The sequence below is a fragment of the Staphylococcus canis genome (assembly GCF_016238445.1).
GTDB classification, from domain to species: domain Bacteria; phylum Bacillota; class Bacilli; order Staphylococcales; family Staphylococcaceae; genus Staphylococcus; species Staphylococcus canis.
In genome coordinates this window covers 86338-109359 of record NZ_JABANU010000002.1, presented here as the reverse complement: position 1 = coordinate 109359, position 23022 = coordinate 86338, and the positions used below count along the sequence as shown (strand labels likewise).

The window sequence follows — 23022 nt, the reverse complement described above, 5'->3', positions numbered from 1 at the left end:
ATACATTTTTTAAAACCAATTTAAAATATACGAGGCAATCGTATCATTTTGTTCTGATATTTCTTTTCGACGAGGAATCTCATCGTAATCATTAAATTGTTCTTCCCAAAATTCAGGGATTGGTATTGAGCTATAATGTTTCCATTTATCTAACCACTTTTGTGAAAGTTTCCCTTTGAGTGGTGAATGATGAATCAAGCTCAAATACAAATGACTCCAAGCACGTGGCACAACACGCCAAATATTATACCCACCACCACCGAGCATAATCTGTTTGCCATCGCAATATTTTTCTGCGATTTGTGTAATGATGTTTGGAATTTGATATAAAGTATTTAAATTACAGTGCATATGTGTGAGTGGGTCTAAATAATGAATATCAGAGCCATTAACACTAACGATAAAATCTGGCTTAAAACTTTTAGCTACGGCTTCAATGGTCTCAGTAAAAACTTTAATATATGAATCATGCTCTGTATAAGGCTCCAGTGGTAAATTGATTGTATAGCCAAAACCTTCCTCAGTACCTCTTTCCGTATAGTGTCCAGATCCAGGAAATAAAAATTTGCCAGTCTCATGAATTGAATAATTTAAAACTTGATCCGAATTATAAAAACGCCACTGTACACCGTCGCCATGATGGGCATCGGTGTCAATGTATAATACTCGTTGATTATACTTTTCAATTAAATATTTAATATTAATTGCAACATCGTTATAGACACAAAATCCATTTGCACGTCCTTCTAATGCATGATGTAAGCCACCCCCTAAATGGCATCCATTACGAAATTTTCCAGACATAATAGCATCAATTAGATTCAATCCGCCACCAACAATCGTGGCTGCACTTTGATGTATATTTGAAAAAATATGTGTGTCTTCACCATTAAGTCCATACTTCTCTTTTTCTTCAGATGTGAGTAAGTTTTGTTCAGCACGTTGAATTGCTTGTATATAATCATAGTTATGAATAGTAGCGATTTCATCAACAGATGCTATACGTGGCTTAATGATTTGTGCATCACTTAATAATCCTTCAGCTTCTAATAATTCAGTTGTTAATTTAAGTCTCATTTGATTAAAAGGATGTTTATTATGAAAACGGTACTTGAGTAACGCGTCTGAATAAACATATCCCGTTTGTGAACGATTAAATTCTCCCATATATATCCCCCTTAGAAAAAGAAACGGTTCATGAATCGTATATCATCAAAAGCTTGCATTTGTTCTACTGTAATATTTTTACCTATTCTTGCCATCAGACTATTAGCAGGATGACTAGTGATTTCTGGATCATCTGTAGCAAAAACTTCAAGGCCGCCACTTGACATCATGCGATGCATCAATTTTTTATATTCAAAAACATCAAGTCCTGAATTTTTAAGATCCCAGTGCCAATAATATTCAGTTGTAATAATGATATAATCTTCTAATTCCGGACTTCTCGTACTGACTTTTAATAGTTCATGTCCTAATCCTTTACCACGATACCTCAGTGTGATTTCGATTGCGCCAAGTTCTAATAAGTAAGGAAGTTGTCCAGTTGACCATCTTTCGAGTGGGTCAGGATACAAGTAAGTCACATATCCTATAATGGATTCAGTTTCATGAATAATATAAATGCGACCTTCCTCTAATGTGCTGATTTCTTGGATGGCTTCAAATTGCTCACGAGGTTGTCGGAACGCAGATAGGCCTTCATCAAATTTAAATTGAGCAAGATATTCTTGAGATACGGGGCCTTCGATGATTATAGTTTCATCATTGATTGAATAGATTTCTTTTTCATAAGTTTTAATATGCTTCATATTGATCCCCCTTATTCAATGTACTCTATACTATTATAATGTAAAGGTACATGATATGCACTATAATTCAGAAAAACAGAAATATTTTGAAAACGGTATCATCTTAGTTTATAATTATTTTAAAGCTAGACTTTAAACAGGGGGTATGACAATGAAAGTCGAAGTTTACAAAGGGGATAAAGGGCAATTTAACCTTTCAAATTACGATGAAGTTTATCAAAATTTTAAATGGGAGGATGTCGAAAAAGAATTTTCTTGGTATGAAACAGGAAAAATAAATATGGCCTATGAATGTATTGATCGACATGTTGATCAAGGCAAAGGGGACAAAATAGGTTTATATTATAAGGATGCAAATCGTCAAGAACAATATACATTTGATGATTTAAAACGCAAATCAAATCAAGCTGCTAATATTTTAAAAGACAAGGCTGGAGTTGAAAAAGGGGATCGTGTATTCATCTTCATGTCTAGAGTACCTGAGTTATACTTTGCCTTATTAGGAAGTTTGAAAATTGGAGCTATTGTGGGACCATTATTCGAAGCTTTTATGGAAAAAGCAGTTAAAGATCGTTTAGAGAATAGTGAAGCTAAAGTAGTTATTACAACTAATGCGTTATTACCACGCATTCCTGTAAACGACTTGCCACACCTTGAAAAAATTATAGTGGTTGATGAAGAAGTAGAAGACCAGTATATTGATTTTAATAAAGAGATGGAACAAGCTAGTGATGAATTCGATATTGAATGGTTAGAGAAGGATGACGGTTTAATTTTACATTATACATCCGGATCAACTGGACAACCAAAAGGTGTGTTACATGTTCAAAAAGCAATGCTCGTGCATTATATTTCTGGTAAATATGTGCTCGATTTAAAAGAAGATGATATTTATTGGTGTACTGCCGACCCTGGTTGGGTTACTGGTACATCTTACGGTGTTTTTGCACCTTGGTTAAATGGTGTAACTAACTGTATTGTAGGGGGAAGATTTTCTCCTGAGAGTTGGTATAGCATGATAGAAGACTACAACGTTACAATTTGGTATACCGCGCCTACAGCACTACGTATGTTGATGAGTGCGGGGGATGATATTGTAGAGAAATACGATTTAAGCTCACTCAGAAGTATTTTATCAGTGGGAGAACCTTTAAACCCTGAAGTCATTAAATGGGCAAAACATGTCTTTGATAAACGTGTACTTGATACTTGGTGGATGACTGAAACTGGAGGGCATATGATTGTCAACTATCCATCAATGGACGTTAAATTAGGATCAATGGGTAAACCTCTACCAGGAATTGAGGCAGCGATTGTTGATAATGAAGGACAAGAGTTACCACCAAACCGAATGGGAAATTTAGCTATTAAAAAAGGTTGGCCTTCAATGATGTATAAAATCTGGAAAAATCCAGAAAAATATAATTCATACTTCATTAATGAGTGGTATGTTTCTGGTGATTCAGCTTATAAGGATGAAGATGGTTATTTTTGGTTCCAAGGACGCGTAGACGATGTCATTATGACAGCAGGAGAACGTGTTGGGCCATTTGAAGTAGAATCAAAATTAGTAGAACATCCAGCTGTTGCTGAAGCGGGGGTAATCGGTAAGCCAGATCCAGTTCGTGGTGAAATTATTAAAGTATTTATAGCATTACGAGAAGGACATGAACCGTCAGATGAATTAAAAGAAGATATCCGAGCATTTGTAAAAGAAGGACTTGCCGCACATGCTGCACCACGAGAAATAGATTTTAAAGATAAATTACCTAAAACAAGATCTGGTAAGATTATGCGCCGCGTATTAAAAGCTTGGGAACTTGATTTACCAACAGGTGATTTAAGTACAATGGATGATGATTAATATAAAACCATTATAAATAAATTAGGTTAAAAATGTCTAAATAATTCTTAAAACGATTAAAAAATGAGAAATAATTAATACAGAGAATCACTTTCGTATTTAGAGTTATAGGTTAAACATCCTTTAAAACACTACGTACGAAGTGATTCTTTAGTTGATTTAAAGATTTAGAGTAACTTAAACTTGAAAACGTAAATAAGTAAAAATAGAAAAAGAAATTTAATTTAATGTCGGATTTTATTCGACTTTTTTTGTGGAGTTCGTTATCATTGGTATTGAAGCATTATTCTTCAATATATTTTGTATGCGTTTACAAACTATATAATATCGAAATTCAATTAAGGGGCTGAAGATTTTGAGTCATTTATCAGATTTAGAGATTGCTAATCAATCTACTTTAAAACCAATTTCAGAAATTGCAAATAAAGCAGGAATTCCTGAAGATGCTTTAGAGCAATATGGTCATTACAAAGCAAAAATTGACATTTCTAAGGTTCAGACAAAGGGTCAAAAAGGTAAAGTTGTACTTGTTACAGCAATGAGTCCAACACCTGCTGGAGAAGGTAAATCAACGGTAACTGTTGGTTTAGCGGATGCTTTTAATAAAATCAAACAAAATGTCATGGTAGCGTTACGTGAACCTGCGCTTGGACCAATTTTTGGTATTAAAGGTGGCGCAACAGGTGGAGGATATGCACAAGTATTACCAATGGAAGATATTAACTTACACTTTAACGGTGACTTCCACGCGATTACGACAGCAAATAATGCACTATCTGCATTTATTGACAACCACATCCATCAAGGTAATGAACTTGGCATTGACCAACGTCGCATTGAGTGGAAACGTGTTTTAGATATGAATGATCGTGCTTTACGTCAGGTAGTTGTAGGACTAGGTGGGCCTACTCAAGGTGTGCCTCGTGAAGATGGTTTTAACATTACTGTTGCATCTGAGATTATGGCTATTTTATGTTTAAGCACAGATTTACTTGATCTTAAAGAAAATATTTCGAAAATTACAATTGGTTACACACGTGATCGTAAACCAGTAACAGTTAAAGACCTTAAAGTTGAAGGTGCTTTAGCTATGATTTTAAAAGATGCGATCAAACCAAATCTTGTTCAAACAATTGAAGGCACACCAGCATTAATTCACGGTGGACCTTTCGCTAATATCGCACACGGTTGTAACTCTATTATTGCTACAGAAACTGCACGTGATTTAGCAGATGTTGTAGTAACAGAAGCTGGTTTTGGTTCAGATTTAGGTGCTGAAAAGTTTATTGATATTAAATCAAGAAAAGCAGACTTCGAACCAGATGCTGTTGTACTAGTAGCGACAATCCGTGCGTTAAAAATGCATGGTGGCGTAGCTAAAGACAACTTAAAAGAAGAAAATGTAGAAGCAGTTAAAGCTGGTATTGCGAACTTAGAACGTCATGTTACGAACATTCGCAAATTTGGTGTTGAACCAGTAATTGCATTAAATGCATTTATTCACGATACAGAAGCTGAGTTCAATTTTGTAAAAGAATGGGCTGCTGAAAATAATGTTCGCCTTTCACTTACTGAAGTATGGGAAAAAGGTGGCGAAGGTGGCGTAGACTTAGCTGAAAAAGTCTTAGAAGTTATCGAAACACCTAATAACTTTAAACGTTTATATGATTTAGAATTACCATTAGAAGAAAAAATTGAAAAAATTGTTAAAGAAATCTATGGTGGATCTAAAGTAACATTTACATCTAAAGCACAAAAACAATTAAAAACATTTAAAGAAAATGGTTGGAATAATTATCCAGTTTGTATGGCTAAAACACAATATTCATTCACTGATGACCAAACACAACTTGGTGCACCAAACGACTTCGAAATTACAATTCGTGAATTAGAAGCGAAAACAGGTGCAGGATTTGTCGTAGCGTTAACAGGTGCGATCATGACAATGCCTGGTTTACCGAAAAAACCTGCTGCATTAAATATGGACGTTACAGAAGATGGCCATGCTTTAGGTTTATTCTAATTCATCACTAATTTTGATAGATAGTTTATGACTTAAATAGTTTATCTATTTTTTGATTATAAATGGGATTTTTAGCAGGACGATGTGGTTAATTAGGAATCATTTTAAAATGGTTTCAGGCACATCTATGTTGAGCTAGAAATCCCTTTTTATTGCGTTAGAATCCGTTCGTAAATATTTTGTTTCCGCGCATTTTGATACTGTTGATAACTAATTTGATTTTCAATATACATACGTTTAAGAACATAACGTTGTCTATATATAGAAGGTAGCACTTCTTCATAACTACGTAGCTGACCCTCATTTGTGAAGGGCGTATAGTAATATGGACTTTGTAGTAGCCCAGCGAGATAACTGGATTCAGCTAAGTTTAATTGAGACGGTGATTTGCCAAAAATACCGTATGATGCTGATGTAATACCAGTAATATGTTGACCATGTAAGTCATATCCAAAAGGGACAATATTAAGGTAAATATATATAATCTCCGTTTTAGTAAATAATTTTTCGATGCGTAGGGCGTACATTATTTCCTTCGCCTTCCGCTGATAAGTTTTATCTTGAGTCAGCAATTGATTTTTTACGAGCTGTTGCGTAATTGTACTACCTCCTGTAGCGCTATGATGATCTAAAATATCTTGATATATTGCACGTAATATCGCTTTTGGTAAAATACCATTATGTTCATAAAATTGAGCGTCTTCTGAAGCAATGACCGCTTCACTAACATATGGATTAACTTCAGCAGGCCCAGCAAGTGATAAGGGTTCAGGTTGATTTAAAATATGAATTAAATTCTGGTTATCTAGTTCAATCGTATTGAGCTCGGGCATTTGAACAACGTCATGAGATAATGCTTGATCATTAATGTTTGATTCTTTCGAAATAATACTTGCAAAGTAACCGAAGCAAACACCTATTAAAAAGAAAGTTGCTAAAAAAATAAATATAAAGAAAGACAAAATCACTTTTTTGATTAAGGTAAAATAATAATCGAGTTTATATATTAACCTTTGATAATGATGATTCATGTGATTGCCTCCTTTTGATGATAGTATAAGTATAGCATAGTCTTGATAGGACAGGGCATACGCATTGACAGTTAATCATCGAACCTTTATAATAATTATAAAAATAATATGTATTTTGAAATAGAAGACAAGTAGTGTAATAGACATTTATCCAGAGAGTTAGTGGTTGCTGCGAACTAACAAATCTATTATATGAATACACTTCATTAGCATGTTTCAACGTTTGACAATGAACGTATCATTGTAAGAGATAGAAGTATGGTGGTAACGTGCTGTAGGCGCCCTTACATTAGAATGTAAGTGGTGTTTTTTTATTTTTAGAGGAGGTTTAGTTATGACAAATTCATTGTTAGAAGATTTAAAATGGAGAGGTTTAATTTATCAACAAACTGATGAAGAAGCAATTGAAGATTTATTAAATAAAGAACAGGTACACTTATATTGCGGCGCTGACCCAACTGCAGATAGTTTACACATTGGTCATTTATTGCCATATTTAACATTACGTCGCTTTCAAGAGGCAGGGCATCGACCAGTTGTTTTAATTGGTGGCGGTACAGGTATGATTGGGGACCCTTCAGGTAAAACAGAAGAACGTGTCTTACAAACTGAAACACAAGTAGAACAAAATGTACAAGGTATTCAAAAACAAATGGAACAACTATTTGATTTTGATAGTGAAAATGGTGCGGTATTAGTTAATAATAGAGACTGGTTAGGTCAAATCTCATTAATTGAGTTTTTACGTGATTATGGTAAACATGTGGGCGTCAATTATATGCTTGGCAAAGACTCAATTCAAACACGTCTTGAACACGGTATTTCATATACTGAATTTACTTATACGATTTTACAAGCGATTGACTTCGGTTACTTAAATCAAAAAATGAATGTTAAACTTCAAATTGGCGGTTCAGATCAATGGGGAAATATTACAAGTGGTATTGAATTAATGCGTCGTATGTACGGTACAACAGATGCATATGGTTTAACCATTCCATTAGTTACTAAATCAGATGGTAAGAAGTTCGGGAAATCTGAGTCTGGTACTGTATGGTTAGACAAAGATAAGACAAGCCCATATGAACTGTACCAATTTTGGATTAATACAAGTGATGAAGATGTTATTAAGTTTTTAAAATATTTTACGTTCTTATCAAAAGAAGAGATTGAAACACTAGAACAATCTGTAAAAGAAGAGCCACATTTAAGAAAAGCACAAAAAGCATTAGCTGAAAATGTAACACGTTTCATCCATGGTGAAGAAGCTTTAAAAGAAGCACAACGTATTTCACAAGCTTTATTTAGTGGAGATTTAAAGTCTTTAAGTGCAGATGAAATTAAAGCAGGATTTAAAGATGTGCCTCAAGTAACATTATCACGCGAAACAACAAATATCGTAGAAGCACTTGTAGAAACTAAAATTTCTTCTTCTAAACGTCAAGCTCGTGAAGATGTTTCAAATGGTGCAATTTATATTAATGGTGAACGTCAACAAGACTTACAATATGAATTAACTGAAGAAGATCAATATGAAGGTAAATTTACAATTATTCGTCGCGGTAAGAAAAAGTACTTCATGGTTAACTATAAGTAGTCAATAACACATAAAATAGAAAGTATTTTAAAATAAAAAACCTTAGCTTTAATAAATGGTAACAAGTATCGATAATCATATTTGATTACCACTTGAATATAAGCTAAGGTTTTAAATTTGAGATTAAGGTGAGTTTAGAGATTGGTTATCTGTTTCGGTTAAAGTCACTTGTACTTTTTCATTTTGACCATTACGGTTAACTGTAAATGTTACTTGGTCACCAGGTTTTTTTTCTTTGTATAGATAACTTCTTAATTCTGAATCATTTTCGACGTTTTGATCATCAATTTTTGTTATGATATCGCCTTTTTTCAAATCAATACCAGAACGTTGAACCTCTGCAACATAAACACCACTATCTAAATCTTTATCATTTTTATAATAATCCGGTATATCAGCAACATTAATCATGCCTATACCTATTGAAGGGCGTTTAACTTCTCCGTCTTTGACAAGCTGTGCAATAATTGTTTTTACTTCATTACTTGGAATAGCAAAGCCAATCCCTTCAACTTGAGGAGCTGAAATTTTCATTGAATTAATCCCGACTAAGTTTCCATTAATATCAACTAGAGCACCACCTGAGTTACCAGGATTAATCGCAGCATCAGTCTGTAGTACAGTTACTTTATGACTACCTTGCGCTGTATCGGCATCAATTGTTCGTTCACTTGACGAAATGATACCTGACGTTACAGTATTTGCAAATTCTAAACCAAGAGGGTTACCCATAGCAAATACGGTATCTCCTGTTTTAACTTTAGAAGAGTCGGCAAACGAAATGGCTTTAGTGTCATTATTGTCCTTGATTTTTAACACAGCAATATCTGTTAGGACATCTGTACCAATAAGTTCAGCAGAGACTTGTTTATCATTATGTAGTTGAACTTTTATAGACGTTGCACCGTCAATGACATGATTATTTGTAACAATAAAAGCATTTTTGCCATCTTTTTGATAGATAACTCCAGATCCTACTCCTGTAGGTTCAGCTTCAGTACTTTTTCCACGCAATAAGTCTTCTAAATTAGTTGCTTTTTGTTCATTAATAACACCAACAATTGAAGGTGAAGTTTCATGAATCATTTCATTTACACTTTTAAAATTTTTACTTTGTCCATCTAATAGGTTTCCACCTTTTTGTTGGTTCGCCACATTCACTTCACTACCAGATTGATTCGAAAAGTTTGAACCTATTTTAGAAAAAGTTACTGATAATCCTAAAATAATTAGGCTACCTAAAATACCTGCAATTAATGAAATTAAAAATATTTTAAACCACGGTATTTTTGGTTTTTGGGGTGGTCGATTGTAATAAGTATTATTATCTGAATTTGAATTAAAATGGTTCGTGTAATCATTTTCTCTCATAAATAGTGCCTCCTTATATCTATTATGGGGCTTTATATACTAATTTACCAGTATGAAGATATCAGACTTTAGATGTAATTTATAGAATACTTGTTGAACGATACTTAAAATGATAAAATCAAAAGAGTGACTATTAGAACTAGAGTAGGTGAAATTGTGGTATACAGTATAATTGGTAGTATTATCAAATTTATCATTGCAAAAGTATTTAAAAATTTAGAAGTTTTAGGTGAGGAAAACAAACCTCAACTCTATCGTTATTTAGTAACATGTAATCATGAAAGTTATAATGATGTTATTTTATTAGGAGTCGCATTGCTACCAAACCAAATACATTATATGGCAAAGCAAGAGCTATTTGAGCATAAGTATTTTGGAAAATTACTCACTGCGTTGAATGCTTTCCCAGTAAATCGTGAAAATCCTGGACCAAGTACCTTAAAGAGACCGATTAAATTATTGAAAGAAAATAAGACAGTTGGTATTTTTCCTAATGGGCACCGTACGACTGAAGAAGTTCCTTTAAAAAGAGGAGCTGCAACGATTGCATTATTAGCTCAAAAACCAATTTTACCCGCGGCTTACGTTGGACCAGATAAAATTTTAGGTATGTTTAAAGAAAAAGCATACATTAAATTTGGTGAGCCTATTGATGTGACAAATTTACCTGAAGGTTTAAAACGTCAAGAAAAAGTTGATTACATAACGCAACAAATTAATGAACGCACTAAACAATTGCAGCAAGAATTACGTGAATACGTTGGACGTAAATAAAACAATTAGAGTAGGCAAGGTGTCAACACTTTGTACTACTCTTTTTTGATTTTATGATGTATTCAAATGTATAAATTTTTGAGAAGACATGGTATAATGAATTATTCAGAATATTCTATTCAAAGGAGAAACTTATGACGAAAGCAATATTATTTGATGTAGATGGTGTCTTTTTAGATGAATCACGCTGCTTTGATGTGTCTGCGCTTACTGTATTTGAATTACTGTATGATCAATCCTATTTAAATCTTGATTCATCGATAGATTTAAAATCAGTTTCTGAAAGTGAAATTCAAGAAATTCGTCAGGAAATCTTCAATAACGATATTACGTTAAATCGTCTTAAGTCACTAGGACTAAATTCGAATTGGGATATGTTATTTGTGGTATTTGCTGTACATTTTGCTGCTTTACTAAAATCACTTCCTAAAGATGTACGTGAGCATTTCTTAAATCAAACGCATATTCATCAAGAGACGTTAAAAAACTTAGGATATAAAATGACTGTAACTAAGATTGACAACGAATTACCGCTTCGTTTTGTTGAAAAAGTATCTAAGGGGAAAGAAGCGATTTACCAAGATTTAAAAAGATATGTATCGGAATTTTTAGATACAACGGCAGTACATTTATTTGATATCCAAAGTTCATTGTGGATGTTATGTCAAGAAATATATCAGGAATGGTACTTAGGGTCTGATTTGTATGCAAAAGTGGAAGGAAAAACACCAAGAACTAAGTTCAAAAAAGGTTATATATATCAAGAACAAACATTAGCGCCTGTCGATCAAATCAAAGCACTATTAACATATTTAACTGAAAAAAATTATACACTTGGAATAGCGACAGGAAGACCACGAACAGAAACAATAGTTCCATTTGAATCTTTAGGATTATTAAAATATTTTGATGTTAATCATATTGCTACGGCCTCAGAAGTTTTAAAAACTGAGATGAATTATCCTGAATTGAGACCATTAGCAAAACCGAATCCTTTTACTTATATTACCTCATATTTAGGAAATGATGAGAAGCGATACGAAGATTATGCTACACACCAAGAGCAACGATTTAAAGAAGAAACAATTACAATTGTTGGAGATTCATTAGCAGATTTATTTAGTGCTCAAAAGCTAGGTACACATTTCATTGGTACCTTAACAGGTTTAAAAGGGGAGCTTGCAGCAGAAGAGTTGAAGTCACATGGAGCAACGCATTTAGTCAAGAATGTATTAGATATCAAAGCATTTTTTTAATAAAACATAACACCATTTGGAATGATTAAAAAGGATTAAAATGAGTTAAAAATACTGAGTAGTACAGAAACTTTCATCACTACTCAGTATTTTTTGATGTTAATTTTACATAAAGTGTTTTAACTTAATTTTAGTTTATTTATGTTGTTCTTCGTTTAAAACGACTTGTGTAATTTTTTCAAATCCGTCAATCTCAAGCAATATTTCTTGAACCGCCTCATCAACGTAATTATCTACCGATAAAATCATCATAGCTTCGCCGCCGATTTGACTACGACCGAGATGCATAGACGCAATATTAACATCATGCTGGCCAAGGATTTGTCCAGTTTTACCTACGATTCCTGGTCGATCGTTATGATTAATTACAAGTTGATACGTTTCGGGTTTAAAGTCGATAGGGTAATCGTTAATTCGTACAATTCGAGGTCCAAATCCATTTAATACAGTAGCACCTAATTTAACAATGTCATCTTTGTTGATCAATTCTAATTCAATGTAATTACTAAACCCCTTTTTCTTTTTATTTTTTTCAAGCGTATAGGATACATTTTGTTCATTGAGCAATGCAAGTGCATTAATCAAATTCACATGATCACCCATGTCTTGCTTTAATACACTTTTAACGAGTGTCCGTGTAATCAAGCTTGTATCATCTAACGCGATATCTCCAGAATAGCTAATTTTGAGTTCACGTGGTGCTTTTGGCATAAGCTGAATCCCAACATGTCCAGTCATTTCAGCTAAATCAATAAATGGTTTAATCTCACTATCCTCATTGAAAATAATATTTGGAGCATTTACCGCGTGTGACACATTTTGATGCTTTAGAATTTCAATGATTTCTTTTGATACAGAAATTGCAACTTTCTCTTGAGCTTCAATTGTAGAGGCTCCTAAATGAGGCGTCACAATAATTTTAGGATGCTTTGTAACTTCAGATTGGGTAGCAGGCTCTACTTCAAATACATCGAGAGCAGCACCAGCAATTTTACCTTGATCTAACGCCTTAATTAGTGCTGACTCATTAATAATACCTCCACGTGCTACGTTTATAATTCTAAGATTCGGTTTAGCTTGATTAAAGAATGAATTTCCTACAAGTCCTTTGGTTTTCTCTGTAAGCGGAGTATGTACTGTAACAAAATCAGAGTGTTGTGCAATTTCATCTACTGTTGCGCGAGTGACTTCAAGTTCTTTAGCTTTATCTTCTGAGAGATAAGGATCATAGGCGAGTACTTTCATACCAAAACTTTGTAATCGTTTTATAACGCCAATACCTATACGACCAGTGCCAATGACTCCAAGCGTTTTTTGATACAGCTCTGTACCACGAAACTTTTTACGATCCCATTCACCATTTTTTAGTGATGCGTGCGCCTCTGGTATATTTCGTGCCATACTTAAAATCATTGCTACAGAATGCTCAGTTGCAGAGATTGTATTGCCGTCAGGAGCATTGATTACGATAATACCAGCTTTTGTAGCAGTATCAATGTCAATATTGTCAACACCTACACCTGCACGTGCAATGACTTTTAAACGCGTTGCTTTATGAATGATTCGAGGTGTAACAGTTGTTTGACTTCTTACAATCAAAGCATCATAATCATCGATAATTGCTTCTAATTCACTTTCAGATAAACCAACCTGATGTACAACCTTAAAGTCAGGATGCTGATTTAAATCATTTAATCCATCTTCTGAAATGGGATCGGCTACTAAAACATTATAATTCATGATAAATGACCTCCGTAAATATTTTTGTTGCTACACCAATATATGGTTTCTTGCGATGATCTGTAAGAATAATTTCTAAGCCTACTAAGAATGGAAGAAGTTCAAAAGGGGAGATAAAGCCCATATGACCCACTCTTAAAATCGAACCTTTTAATTGGCCTTGTCCACCTGCGATTGTGATATTAAAATCTTCTTTTAATCGCTTTTTTATGATATCAACTTCTTTTTTATCTTTAGGGACAAATGCTGTAACTGTAGGAGATGCATCACTATCTTTAACTAATAATTCTAAATCTAAAGCTGTTAAAGCTTGACGTACTGCTTTTTTGATACTATTGTGTCGTTGAATAATATGTGATAACCCTTCTGATTTGACAAGTTCTTCAAAAGCTAACACACCTCTAAAGGCTGAAATATTTGGAGTAAAAGGTGTCGAATGTTGAGCTAAAGCATTCCTATGTTTCGCTAAATTTAAATAAAAACTTGGTGTCTTAACAGTGTTAAATCGTTCTAATGCACGGTCATTGTATGCTACAAATGATATTCCAGGAGGTAACATTAATGCTTTTTGGCTTCCTGAAACCAATACATCAATACCATCTCTATTCATATCAACATCAACAGCACCAATACAACTTACGCCATCGACAACGAAATAGATAGACTCATAGTGTGATTTAAGTGCACGTCCTAACTCAGCTACAGGATGAAGTACTGCAGTTGATGTTTCACAAAATTGAGTAAAAACAGCTGAAATAGGCACATTGAGATTTTCAATAAAAGATAGTACTTCATCCGTTTTAAATGCAGTACCCCATTCTACATCTAATACGTGTACATTTTGATAGTAAGTTTCTGCAATTTGTTGATATCGTTTTCCAAATGCTCCAGACACAATTACAACGATATGATCGTTAGGGTTTACGATATTGACCATACTGGCTTCAAGTGCACTTGTTCCGCTTGAAGATAATATCATGACATCTTGTTCACTACCAAATACGGGTTTTAATGCTTTAAAGGCAGCTTCCGCAACATTTTCAAAATCCTTAGATCGATGACCAATCATAGGCTGATTCATTGCGTTTTGTATAGAGCGTGGTACGGGAGTAGGGCCAGGTGTAAGTAAAGATAAATGATGTGTAAATAACATAGTTATACCTCCTTTGAACATGTTCACATTTTACCAAATTTTCTGAAATATTAATAGACAAAATTGTAGAAATGTCCAAAAAAGGACTATTCTACAATGATTTGAGGTTGAATATCGAGTTTGACATTGTTTCTAACACTATTTGAAACCATACAATTTTTATCTGCAATTTTGACATATCTATCGATTTTACGTTCTAAATCTAATTTATGAGATTCATTTTTGACAGAAATAACCGGCTCATGAACGATTTGTTCCATTTTAAAGAATCCTTCGTTAAAAGATGCTGTACCAGTACTATTAACAGTTAAATTAGAGAATTTTACTCTAGCACGTTCTAAAGTAGCGGCTAAAGAAATTGTAATACAACTTGCAGCAGCACTTACAAGTAATTCGTCAGGATTTGTGCCAACACCTTTCCCTTCTAGTTCATCTGGAATTGAAAATTGATGTTGGATATGTCGACTTGATAGTTGACCTACAGCATCACGACCACCTTGCCATTCTGCTTGGACACGGAAATCATGTTTAATCAAAATATTATCCTCCTTAATTTTATGTTAAATTAAGTGTATGAAAAGCATAAAGAAAATGAAAGGAACATGCTTTATGAAAGTTAGTAGACCGCATTCATCATTTCAAATTATAGCGCATCGAGGGTTATCTCAAGAATTTCCAGAAAATACGAAAAGTGCATTGATTGCAGCATTACAAAAACCTATTGACATGCTAGAGATTGATGTTCATCGTACAAAAGATGGGGAATTAGTGATTATACATGATGAAACCATTGATCGTACTTCGAATTTTAAAGGTGCAATTAAAGATATAGACCTTCAAACATTGAAAACTTATGACTTTGGAAGTTGGAAAATAAAGGGGCACTATGAGCAAATATTAACATTAAGTGAAGTTCTTGAAATGGCAAAACACGATACTAAAAATCTGCTTATAGAACTCAAAAAACCAGAGCTTTATCCTGGCATTGAAGCGGAACTTTTAGCGGAGATACAAAAGTCTAGTTTTATGAAGTCGTCTATCATTATCCAATCTTTTAATCAGGATTCAGTTAAACGATTACGTGAATTAGATTCAGAGTTAAAATTAGGTGTCTTATTAAGCAAACGAAAATACTGGTTTAAAGCACCACCATTTCATGAAATTGCTCAATATGCTCAATATTTAAATCCAAATTATAAAATGGTAACGTCTGAATTTATGGTAAAAGCGCATGCGGAACACCTTAAAGTCTTGCCTTATACTGTTAATGACGATAAAAGTTTAAAGCAAGTGTTAAATGCAGGTGTTGATGGCGTAATATCTGATGTACCACATGTACTTTTTGAACTATAACAATAAAGTTGGGGTTACTTTATAGCAACTCCAACTTTACTAACTTACTATGACTATAAAAGTTTAAGTGTTTTTTGATTCATTACTTTGCAGTTGTTCATAGGCACCTAAAGCAACTGCAAGATCAAAATAGGCTGCTCCAACACTTTTGAAAACAGTAATTGCATCGTCCGAACGCTCAATAGTTTCAGTATCGACGAGTGCTTTTAAATCACCATAAACATTTTCAAAAGGGTAAATATCTTTTTCATTTGCTTCAATAAATTCACCAGCTTCTACCTTAACACCTTCGATATCATCAAATACAACGTGAGAGGCATCTGGTAAAATTTGATAATCTATTTCTCTCATATCTGGACGGTAAGAACCAATACCATTAATGTGTGTTCCTTTTTGAACATCATCTGCATTAAATACAGCTTCAGTTGATTGTGTTTGACAATTAATGATATCAGACTGTTTCACTAAATCAGAAACGTTTTCAACAACAGTTATATTTAAATCTGGATATTGATCATGGATTTTTGATTTGAATTGTTCGGCTTTATCAGTCGTACGATTATATAAAATGACATGATCAATTGAACGTGCTTCCATATTGCCTAAAAACTGTTCATAAGCCATGCCGCCAGTACCAATTAATCCTAGCGTTTTAGCATTTTGTCGACTCATATACTCAGTTGCTATGGCACTAAGCGCACCTGTACGTAGGCGTGTGAGATAACTCCCATCCAAACTTGCAACATGTTCGCCAGTATCAATGTTTGTAATGATAATATTTCCCTGTGTTGTTGGGCGGTTTACAGCAGGATTCTTAGGTGTAATTGAAGTGATTTTTATCATTCCTAATTGTTTCTTCAAGTGGATTGAAGGCATATATAACATAGATTGCGCACCTTCACCAGTTGATATGACTAGACGTTCTGTTTGAGTCACGTGTTCTAACTCTTTTAATAGTGCCTTAATATCTTGAACTGCATGCGACATTTTATAATTTTCAATGATAGTCGCTTCATCATACACTTTCATTTTTATTCCTCGCTTTCAACTCAATTATCTTCAGTATAGAAAAAGCTTGACCATTTGTAAAATGAGGTGAGTAGGTAATATGGTACATAGCAAAATATCTAACTTATGTAATACCAAAAAAGCCCGTTGGATAAAACATCCAAACGAGCTTTTGATAGGGTACATATTAACGTGAGTAGTACTCAACGATTAATTGTTCATTAATTTCAGCTGGTAATTCGCTACGTTCAGGTAAACGAACAAAAGTACCTTTTAAGTTATCTGCATCAAAATCTAAATAATCAGGTACGAAATTGTTAATTTCAACTGATTCAGTAATGATGTTTAACTTAAGTGATTTTTCACGAACTGAAATTTCTTGACCAGGTTTTAGTGTGTATGATGGAATATCTACACGTTTACCGTCAACTAAGATGTGACCATGGTTCACTAATTGACGTGCTTGACGACGAGTACGAGCTAAACCTAAAGCATATACTACTGCGTCTAAACGGCTTGCAAGTAAAATCATGAAGTTTTCACCGTGGATACCACCTTGATTACCTGCAATTTCAAAAGTATTACGGAATTGACGCTCAGTCATACCATATAAATAACGTAATTTTTGTTTTTCACGTAATTGTAAACCGTATTCAGTTAATTTTTTACGTTGAGTTGGACCGTGTTGTCCAGGTGCATAAGGTCGTTTTTCAAGCTCTTTACCAGTACCTGATAAAGAAATACCTAAACGACGAGATTTTTTCCAATTTGAACCTCTAAATCTTGCCATAAGAGATTCCTCCTTTTCTTTTTTGTTGTTATGAAAAAACAAAAAAGAGTGTTGTATGCTTGAAGGGGTATGATGTTTTATGTGTCATCGCCTCATAGCTATGGTTACACGGCACGTCCGCTTCGGGAACATCATAGAGCCTATCAATATACAACTGCTATTTTCGTTTATTCACACAAACGTCATTGTACCATAATGGTGAATGATGTCAATAGAAAAGCGGTTTAAATTATAAATGTTTTTCTAACACTGCAACGACTTCTTTTAAACCAACTTCATCATCTTCACTGAATCGTTGTGTAACAGGAGCATCAATGTCAAGTACACCAATAATTTCATTACCTTTACGAATAGGAAGAACAATTTCTGATTGACTGTTAGCATCACAAGCTATGTGTCCAGGAAAAGCATTGACATCAGCGACTCTTTGAACTGTACCTTCAGCAACAGCTGTGCCACAAACCCCCTTACCAATTCCGATATGTACACAAGCTGGCTTACCTTGAAACGGACCCAAAAGTAATTCGTTATTTTTTATTAAATAGAACCCTAACCAATTAATATTATCAATCGCTTCATTGAGTAGAGCAGAGGCATTACTTAAATTCGCGATTAAATCCGATTCACCTTGTAATAGAGCATCTAATTGGCGTGATAATAGTTTATAATCTGTATTTTGCATAAAAACACCTCGTTTAAAATAGTAATGTCATTATAGAAGGGCAAATCTATAAACGCAATCGGATCGCACAAATAAGTTTGTATTTTTTCAATATTTCATTTTATTGCATCCATGAATTACGTTATAATAGTTTTATGTATATAGGAGGAGTCGAGTGGATATGGCATTATATATTGTATTAGCAGTCATAATTATTTTGCTGGTTATTATTGGTGCATTAATTTATATGCGTTCGAACAAACGAACAATGATCCAATCAGCAGAAGAGCGTAAAGAAAAACTTAAATCGCTATCGTATGATGATAGTTTAAATAAGCTTAAAAGACTTCAACTTTCTGGTGAGACAAAACAGAAATATGATCAACTTAATAAAGATTGGTCACAAAGTTCTAATGATTTTTTAATTCCTGTTGAAGAGAAAATTCATGAAGCTGAAGTGAGCTTAGATAAGTTTAAATTTACACAGTCAAAAACAGAAATCGATGAAGCACATGCTTTGATGGACCAATTTGAAGCTAACTATGATGCATTGACTGAAAAAGCAGACAAAGTATTTAAAACACATCAAGAAAGTGACGTTATTTATGAGGAGTCAAAAGCAGCACATCGAAAAATGAAACGTGATGTTTTAGCCAATAGACATCAATATGGTGAAGCAGCTGAACCTTTGGAAAAAGAAATTGAAGCTTTCGAACCTGAACTTGAAATGTATCAAACACTTAAAGAGGAAGGCAATTATCAAGAAGCTCACCAACATATCAATCTTTTAAATGAAGACATTACTTATTTAAGAGAAGATATGAAAGAGATTCCAGAATTGATACGTGAAGCACAAAAAGAATTACCTGGACAATTTCAAGATATTAAATATGGTGTGAGAGATTTAAAAGTTGAAGGCTATGATTTGGATCATGTTAAAGTGGATAGTAATTTACAAGATTTAAAGACAGAATTAAGTTTCGTTGAGCCAATGATCAGTCGTTTAGAATTAGATGAAGCGAATGATAAATTAGATGATATCAACCAAAAACTAGATGAAATGTATGACTTGATTGAGCATGAAGTCAAATCTAAAAATGCTGTTGAAGAATCTAAAGAGCGTATCACTGATGAATTATTCCACGCTAAAGATATGAATTACACATTACAAACAGAAATTGATTACGTACGCGAAAATTATTATATTAACGAGAGTGACATACAAAGTGTACGTCAATCTGAAAACGAAATTCAAAACTTGATTTCAGTGTATGATGAGATTTTATCTGAAATGGCTAAATCAAATGTGAGATATAGTGAAGTTCAAGATAACTTAAAATATATTGAAGATCATGTTACAGAAATTAATGAAAAACAAGATAAACTACAAAATCATCTTGTTTCTTTACGCGAGGATGAAGCTGAAGCTGAACAACATATTTTACGTGTTCAAAGTAAAAAAGAAGAAATATACAGACGTTTGCTTGCTTCAAATTTAACAAGTGTTCCAGAGCGTTTTATCATTATGAAGAATGAAATTGATTATGAAGTTCGAGAAGTCAACAACCGCTTTAGTGAACGACCGATTAACGTTCAACATTTAAAAGATAAAGTGAACAAAGTTGTACTACAGATGAATAAGTTTGAAGATGAAGCAAATGATGTTTTAGTTAATGCTGTTTATGCTGAAAAATTAATTCAGTATGGTAATCGCTATCGCAAGGAACATCATGACTTAGATAAAAGTTTAAATGAAGCGGAACGTCTCTTTAAAAATAACCGTTACAAGCGCTCAAGTGAAATTTCAGAACAAGCATTAGAACAAGTCGAGCCAGGTATCACACAACAAATTGAAAGAGAAGTTATGGAGCAACAATAACTAAAATTAAACCAAGAAGTGTTAGGATATTAATGCTTATAATCATTTAAATCCGTGATTATAGGGAATTATCCTACCACTTCTTTTTTAATGCAAATAGTCAAATTAAGTTGATAATATAATGATAAAAGATTGAAATAGGTCGAAGTTATCAATTTCGTAATATATACTTTTTGTTGTCATGTTTTATGATGTTCAATCCATTTGGTATTAATATAGCATTGAAATTAAAATGAATAGCTTGACGACGGGATTGAAATCATAGAAAATATCGAATGTGATTTACAAAATGATAGTGAATTATTGTAAAATAGAGTGTAATTTAAAAATGGAGGCGTCAGATTAATGTTATATCTTGATAATGCCGCAACGACTCAACCTGACGCTGCGGTATTGCAAAGTTTTGTTAAGGTCAATGAAAATTTATTTTTTAACCCTAATAGTCCGCATGATAAAGGGCAAGAAGCTGAGAGGCTGCTTGAAGCTTCAAGAGATCAAATCAAAAATGCACTCAATATTAAAGCACATAGTATTATTTTTACAAGCGGAGCAACAGAATCTAATAATATAGCACTTAAAGGAGCGGCATATCAAAAAAGAACTTTTGGGAATACAATTATCACTTCATTGTTAGAACATCCTTCAGTTTTAGAAGTGATGCGTGAACTTGAAACAGAGGGCTTTGAGTTAAAATATGTCCGTATTAAAGATTCTGGTGAAATTGATTTAGAACATTTGAAATCATTAATGACCTCAGATGTCATATTAGTTGCATGTATGTATGTTAATAATATAATGGGTCAAATCCAACCGATTGAGGACATTATTAACATCGTGTCGGATTATCCCAAAGCGCATTTACATGTCGATGCAGTACAAGCTTTAGGTAAATTACCGTTAATCACTTCTGGTATCGATAGTATATCTCTTAGTGGTCATAAATTTAATGGACTGAAAGGTCAAGGTTTACTTATTTTAAAAAATGAACATAGTATCCATCCAATTATACAAGGTGGCGGACAAGAACATGGGTTAAGAAGCGGTACGGTTAATTTGGCAAATAATGTAGCTTTAGCGAAAGCAGTTAATATTGCGACAGCGCATCAAAGTGAGTTATTTCAGCAACTGCAAGAAACGAATCATGCTTTAAGAACATTCATCAGTCAATACAAAGGCGTTTATATCAATTCACCTCATAACGCTGCACCGCATATTTTAAATATTAGTTTTCCTGGTGTTAGAGGCGAAGTTTTGGTAAATGCTTTTTCAAAACAGAGTGTGATGGTGTCAACAACTAGCGCGTGTTCATCAAAACATGCCACTATAAATGAGGTACTTAATGGGATGGGGATTTCAGAAAGTCGTATTTTAGGCAGCATTCGCATGTCATTAGATCGACCTCTAAACTCAGAGGAACTATCGCTATTTAAAACAGTATTTAATAATGTATATGAAGAAGTAAAGGAGTTGTTAGTGAATGATATATGATCATATACTTGTGCGATATGGCGAATTGACATTAAAAGGGGCAAACCGTAAAACGTTTGTGAGTCAGTTACGTTCAAATGTTAAAAGTGCACTTATGCCTTTAAAAGGGTATGAAGTAAAAGCGAATCGCGATCGAATGTATATCAAATTAGAACCTGAAGCTGATATTGAAGAAATGATTCGACGTATTTCTAAAGTGTATGGGGTGCACTCTATTAGCCCTGTAATGAAAATGGATAAAACAATGGACGATGTTTATGAACAAGCAATTACCTTTGCTGAAGAGTATGAAAAAGGCAATAGCTTTAAAATTGAAGTTAAACGCTCTGATAAACAATTTGAATACGATACTTATGATATTCAACGTGCTGTTGGTGGAGCTATTTTAAAAAATGTAGATGACCTTCACGTCGATGTAAAGCATCCTGATCATGAGATTCGAGTTGAAGTTAGATTAGATGCTATTTATATGTATGATCGTGTGATTCCAGCGATAGGAGGCCTTCCTGTTGGGACAGGTGGTAAGACACTATTAATGCTATCTGGTGGTATTGATTCGCCTGTTGCTGGAATGGAAGTAATGCGTCGCGGTGTGACAATTGAAGCTATTCATTTTCATAGTCCGCCTTTTACGAGTGAAAAAGCAAAAGAAAAGGTAATAGAATTAACGCGCATTATGGCAACACACGTTGGAACAATTAAGCTCCATATTGTGCCATTTACAGAGGTTCAAAAGCAAATCCATAAAGTCGTACATGAACGTTATACAATGACTTCAACGCGTCGTTTAATGCTACGTATTGCAGACAAAGTCGTGCATCAAATAGGTGCTGATGCGATCGTCAATGGTGAAAATCTAGGTCAAGTGGCAAGTCAAACTTTAAAGAGTATGTATGCGATTAACGCAGTGACTACAACGCCAATCTTGAGACCATTGTTATCATTAGACAAATCTGACATCATTGAGAAAGCTAAAGCAATTGGTACATTTGAAACATCTATTCAACCATATGAAGATTGTTGTACAATTTTTACACCTAAAAATCCTGTAACTGAGCCTCAATATGAGAAAGTAGTACAATATGAGTCTGGTTTTGATTTTGAAGAAATGATTCAACGTGCTGTAGATAATATTGAAACACTCGTTATTGATAAAAACTATGATATTCATCAGACTGAGAAAAATTCATGGGCAGATGATTTATTTTAAATGAATAAAATAT

19 protein-coding genes are annotated in these 23022 nt (G+C 33.7%); 9 read left to right on the top strand and 10 right to left on the bottom strand.

The window, feature by feature from the left end; all coding sequences use genetic code 11:
• Nucleotides 1-9: 9 nt before the first annotated feature.
• Nucleotides 10-1167: an acetoin utilization protein AcuC gene (locus tag HHH54_RS01445; protein ID WP_198617048.1), complete on the bottom strand. Its 1158-nt coding sequence runs from the start codon at nt 1165-1167 to the stop codon at nt 10-12.
• A gap of 11 nt (nt 1168-1178) precedes the next feature.
• Nucleotides 1179-1811 (bottom strand): GNAT family N-acetyltransferase, encoded by a 633-nt coding sequence (locus tag HHH54_RS01440; protein WP_198617047.1) that lies wholly within the window; start codon nt 1809-1811, stop codon nt 1179-1181.
• A gap of 151 nt (nt 1812-1962) precedes the next feature.
• On the opposite strand from HHH54_RS01440, the gene acsA reads away from it, so the two are divergent.
• Entirely contained in the window at nt 1963-3675 is a 1713-nt protein-coding gene (gene acsA, locus HHH54_RS01435) for an acetate--CoA ligase (RefSeq protein ID WP_198617046.1), read from the top strand.
• 355 nt (nt 3676-4030) lie between these two features.
• Entirely contained in the window at nt 4031-5698 is a 1668-nt protein-coding gene (locus tag HHH54_RS01430) for a formate--tetrahydrofolate ligase (protein ID WP_198617045.1), read from the top strand.
• A 149-nt stretch (nt 5699-5847) separates the two neighbouring features.
• Here the strand turns inward: HHH54_RS01430 and HHH54_RS01425 are convergent, their stop codons facing one another.
• Entirely contained in the window at nt 5848-6729 is an 882-nt protein-coding gene (locus HHH54_RS01425) for a transglycosylase domain-containing protein (RefSeq protein WP_198617044.1), read from the bottom strand.
• Between the two features lie 334 nt (nt 6730-7063).
• On the opposite strand from HHH54_RS01425, the gene tyrS reads away from it, so the two are divergent.
• On the top strand, nt 7064-8326 hold the full coding sequence (gene tyrS, locus HHH54_RS01420; RefSeq protein WP_198617043.1) for a tyrosine--tRNA ligase: 1263 nt from the start codon (nt 7064-7066) through the stop codon (nt 8324-8326).
• A 123-nt stretch (nt 8327-8449) separates the two neighbouring features.
• Here the strand turns inward: tyrS and HHH54_RS01415 are convergent, their stop codons facing one another.
• Entirely contained in the window at nt 8450-9697 is a 1248-nt protein-coding gene (locus tag HHH54_RS01415; protein WP_198617042.1) for a S1C family serine protease, read from the bottom strand.
• 156 nt (nt 9698-9853) lie between these two features.
• Here HHH54_RS01415 and HHH54_RS01410 point away from each other — a divergent pair, with 156 nt between their 5' ends.
• Nucleotides 9854-10471, top strand: a complete 618-nt coding sequence (locus HHH54_RS01410) for a lysophospholipid acyltransferase family protein (protein ID WP_198617041.1) — start codon at nt 9854-9856, stop codon at nt 10469-10471.
• Nucleotides 10472-10605: 134 nt separating this feature from the next.
• The gene (locus tag HHH54_RS01405) at nt 10606-11727 is read left to right on the top strand and encodes an HAD hydrolase-like protein (RefSeq protein ID WP_198617040.1); all 1122 of its coding nucleotides are present in this window, start codon (nt 10606-10608) and stop codon (nt 11725-11727) included.
• Between the two features lie 135 nt (nt 11728-11862).
• On the opposite strand, the gene serA is transcribed toward HHH54_RS01405, so the two are convergent.
• The 3 genes from serA to HHH54_RS01390 form a co-directional block, all read right to left on the bottom strand.
• Complete coding sequence (gene serA, locus HHH54_RS01400) at nt 11863-13467, bottom strand: phosphoglycerate dehydrogenase (protein WP_198617039.1); 1605 nt, start codon at nt 13465-13467, stop codon at nt 11863-11865.
• The gene (locus HHH54_RS01395; RefSeq protein ID WP_198617038.1) at nt 13457-14620 is read right to left on the bottom strand and encodes a pyridoxal-phosphate-dependent aminotransferase family protein; all 1164 of its coding nucleotides are present in this window, start codon (nt 14618-14620) and stop codon (nt 13457-13459) included. The genes serA and HHH54_RS01395 overlap by 11 nt, the downstream gene beginning before the upstream one ends.
• Before the next feature lie 86 nt (nt 14621-14706).
• Nucleotides 14707-15156: an SACOL1771 family peroxiredoxin gene (locus tag HHH54_RS01390; RefSeq protein ID WP_198617037.1), complete on the bottom strand. Its 450-nt coding sequence runs from the start codon at nt 15154-15156 to the stop codon at nt 14707-14709.
• 73 nt (nt 15157-15229) lie between these two features.
• Between HHH54_RS01390 and HHH54_RS01385 the strand changes: the two genes are divergently transcribed.
• A complete protein-coding gene (locus HHH54_RS01385) occupies nt 15230-15973 on the top strand; it encodes a glycerophosphodiester phosphodiesterase (protein ID WP_198617036.1) in 744 nt (247 codons plus the stop codon).
• A gap of 63 nt (nt 15974-16036) precedes the next feature.
• Here HHH54_RS01385 and HHH54_RS01380 read toward each other — a convergent pair whose 3' ends face one another.
• The 3 genes from HHH54_RS01380 to HHH54_RS01370 form a co-directional block, all read right to left on the bottom strand.
• Nucleotides 16037-17002, bottom strand: a complete 966-nt coding sequence (locus HHH54_RS01380; protein ID WP_198617035.1) for an ornithine cyclodeaminase family protein — start codon at nt 17000-17002, stop codon at nt 16037-16039.
• Nucleotides 17003-17168: 166 nt separating this feature from the next.
• Nucleotides 17169-17771 carry a 30S ribosomal protein S4 gene (gene rpsD / locus HHH54_RS01375; RefSeq protein ID WP_198617034.1) on the bottom strand — a complete coding sequence of 201 codons (603 nt, stop codon included), beginning with the start codon at nt 17769-17771 and terminating at the stop codon, nt 17169-17171.
• A 229-nt stretch (nt 17772-18000) separates the two neighbouring features.
• Entirely contained in the window at nt 18001-18453 is a 453-nt protein-coding gene (locus HHH54_RS01370; protein ID WP_198617033.1) for a GAF domain-containing protein, read from the bottom strand.
• Between the two features lie 160 nt (nt 18454-18613).
• On the opposite strand from HHH54_RS01370, the gene ezrA reads away from it, so the two are divergent.
• The 3 genes from ezrA (at nt 18614) to thiI (ending at nt 23009) form a co-directional block, all read left to right on the top strand.
• A complete protein-coding gene (gene ezrA, locus HHH54_RS01365; RefSeq protein WP_198617073.1) occupies nt 18614-20311 on the top strand; it encodes a septation ring formation regulator EzrA in 1698 nt (565 codons plus the stop codon).
• Nucleotides 20312-20656: 345 nt separating this feature from the next.
• Complete coding sequence (locus HHH54_RS01360; protein ID WP_198617032.1) at nt 20657-21799, top strand: cysteine desulfurase family protein; 1143 nt, start codon at nt 20657-20659, stop codon at nt 21797-21799.
• A complete protein-coding gene (gene thiI / locus HHH54_RS01355) occupies nt 21789-23009 on the top strand; it encodes a tRNA uracil 4-sulfurtransferase ThiI (protein WP_198617031.1) in 1221 nt (406 codons plus the stop codon). The genes HHH54_RS01360 and thiI overlap by 11 nt, the downstream gene beginning before the upstream one ends.
• The last annotated feature ends 13 nt before the right edge of the window (nt 23010-23022 follow it).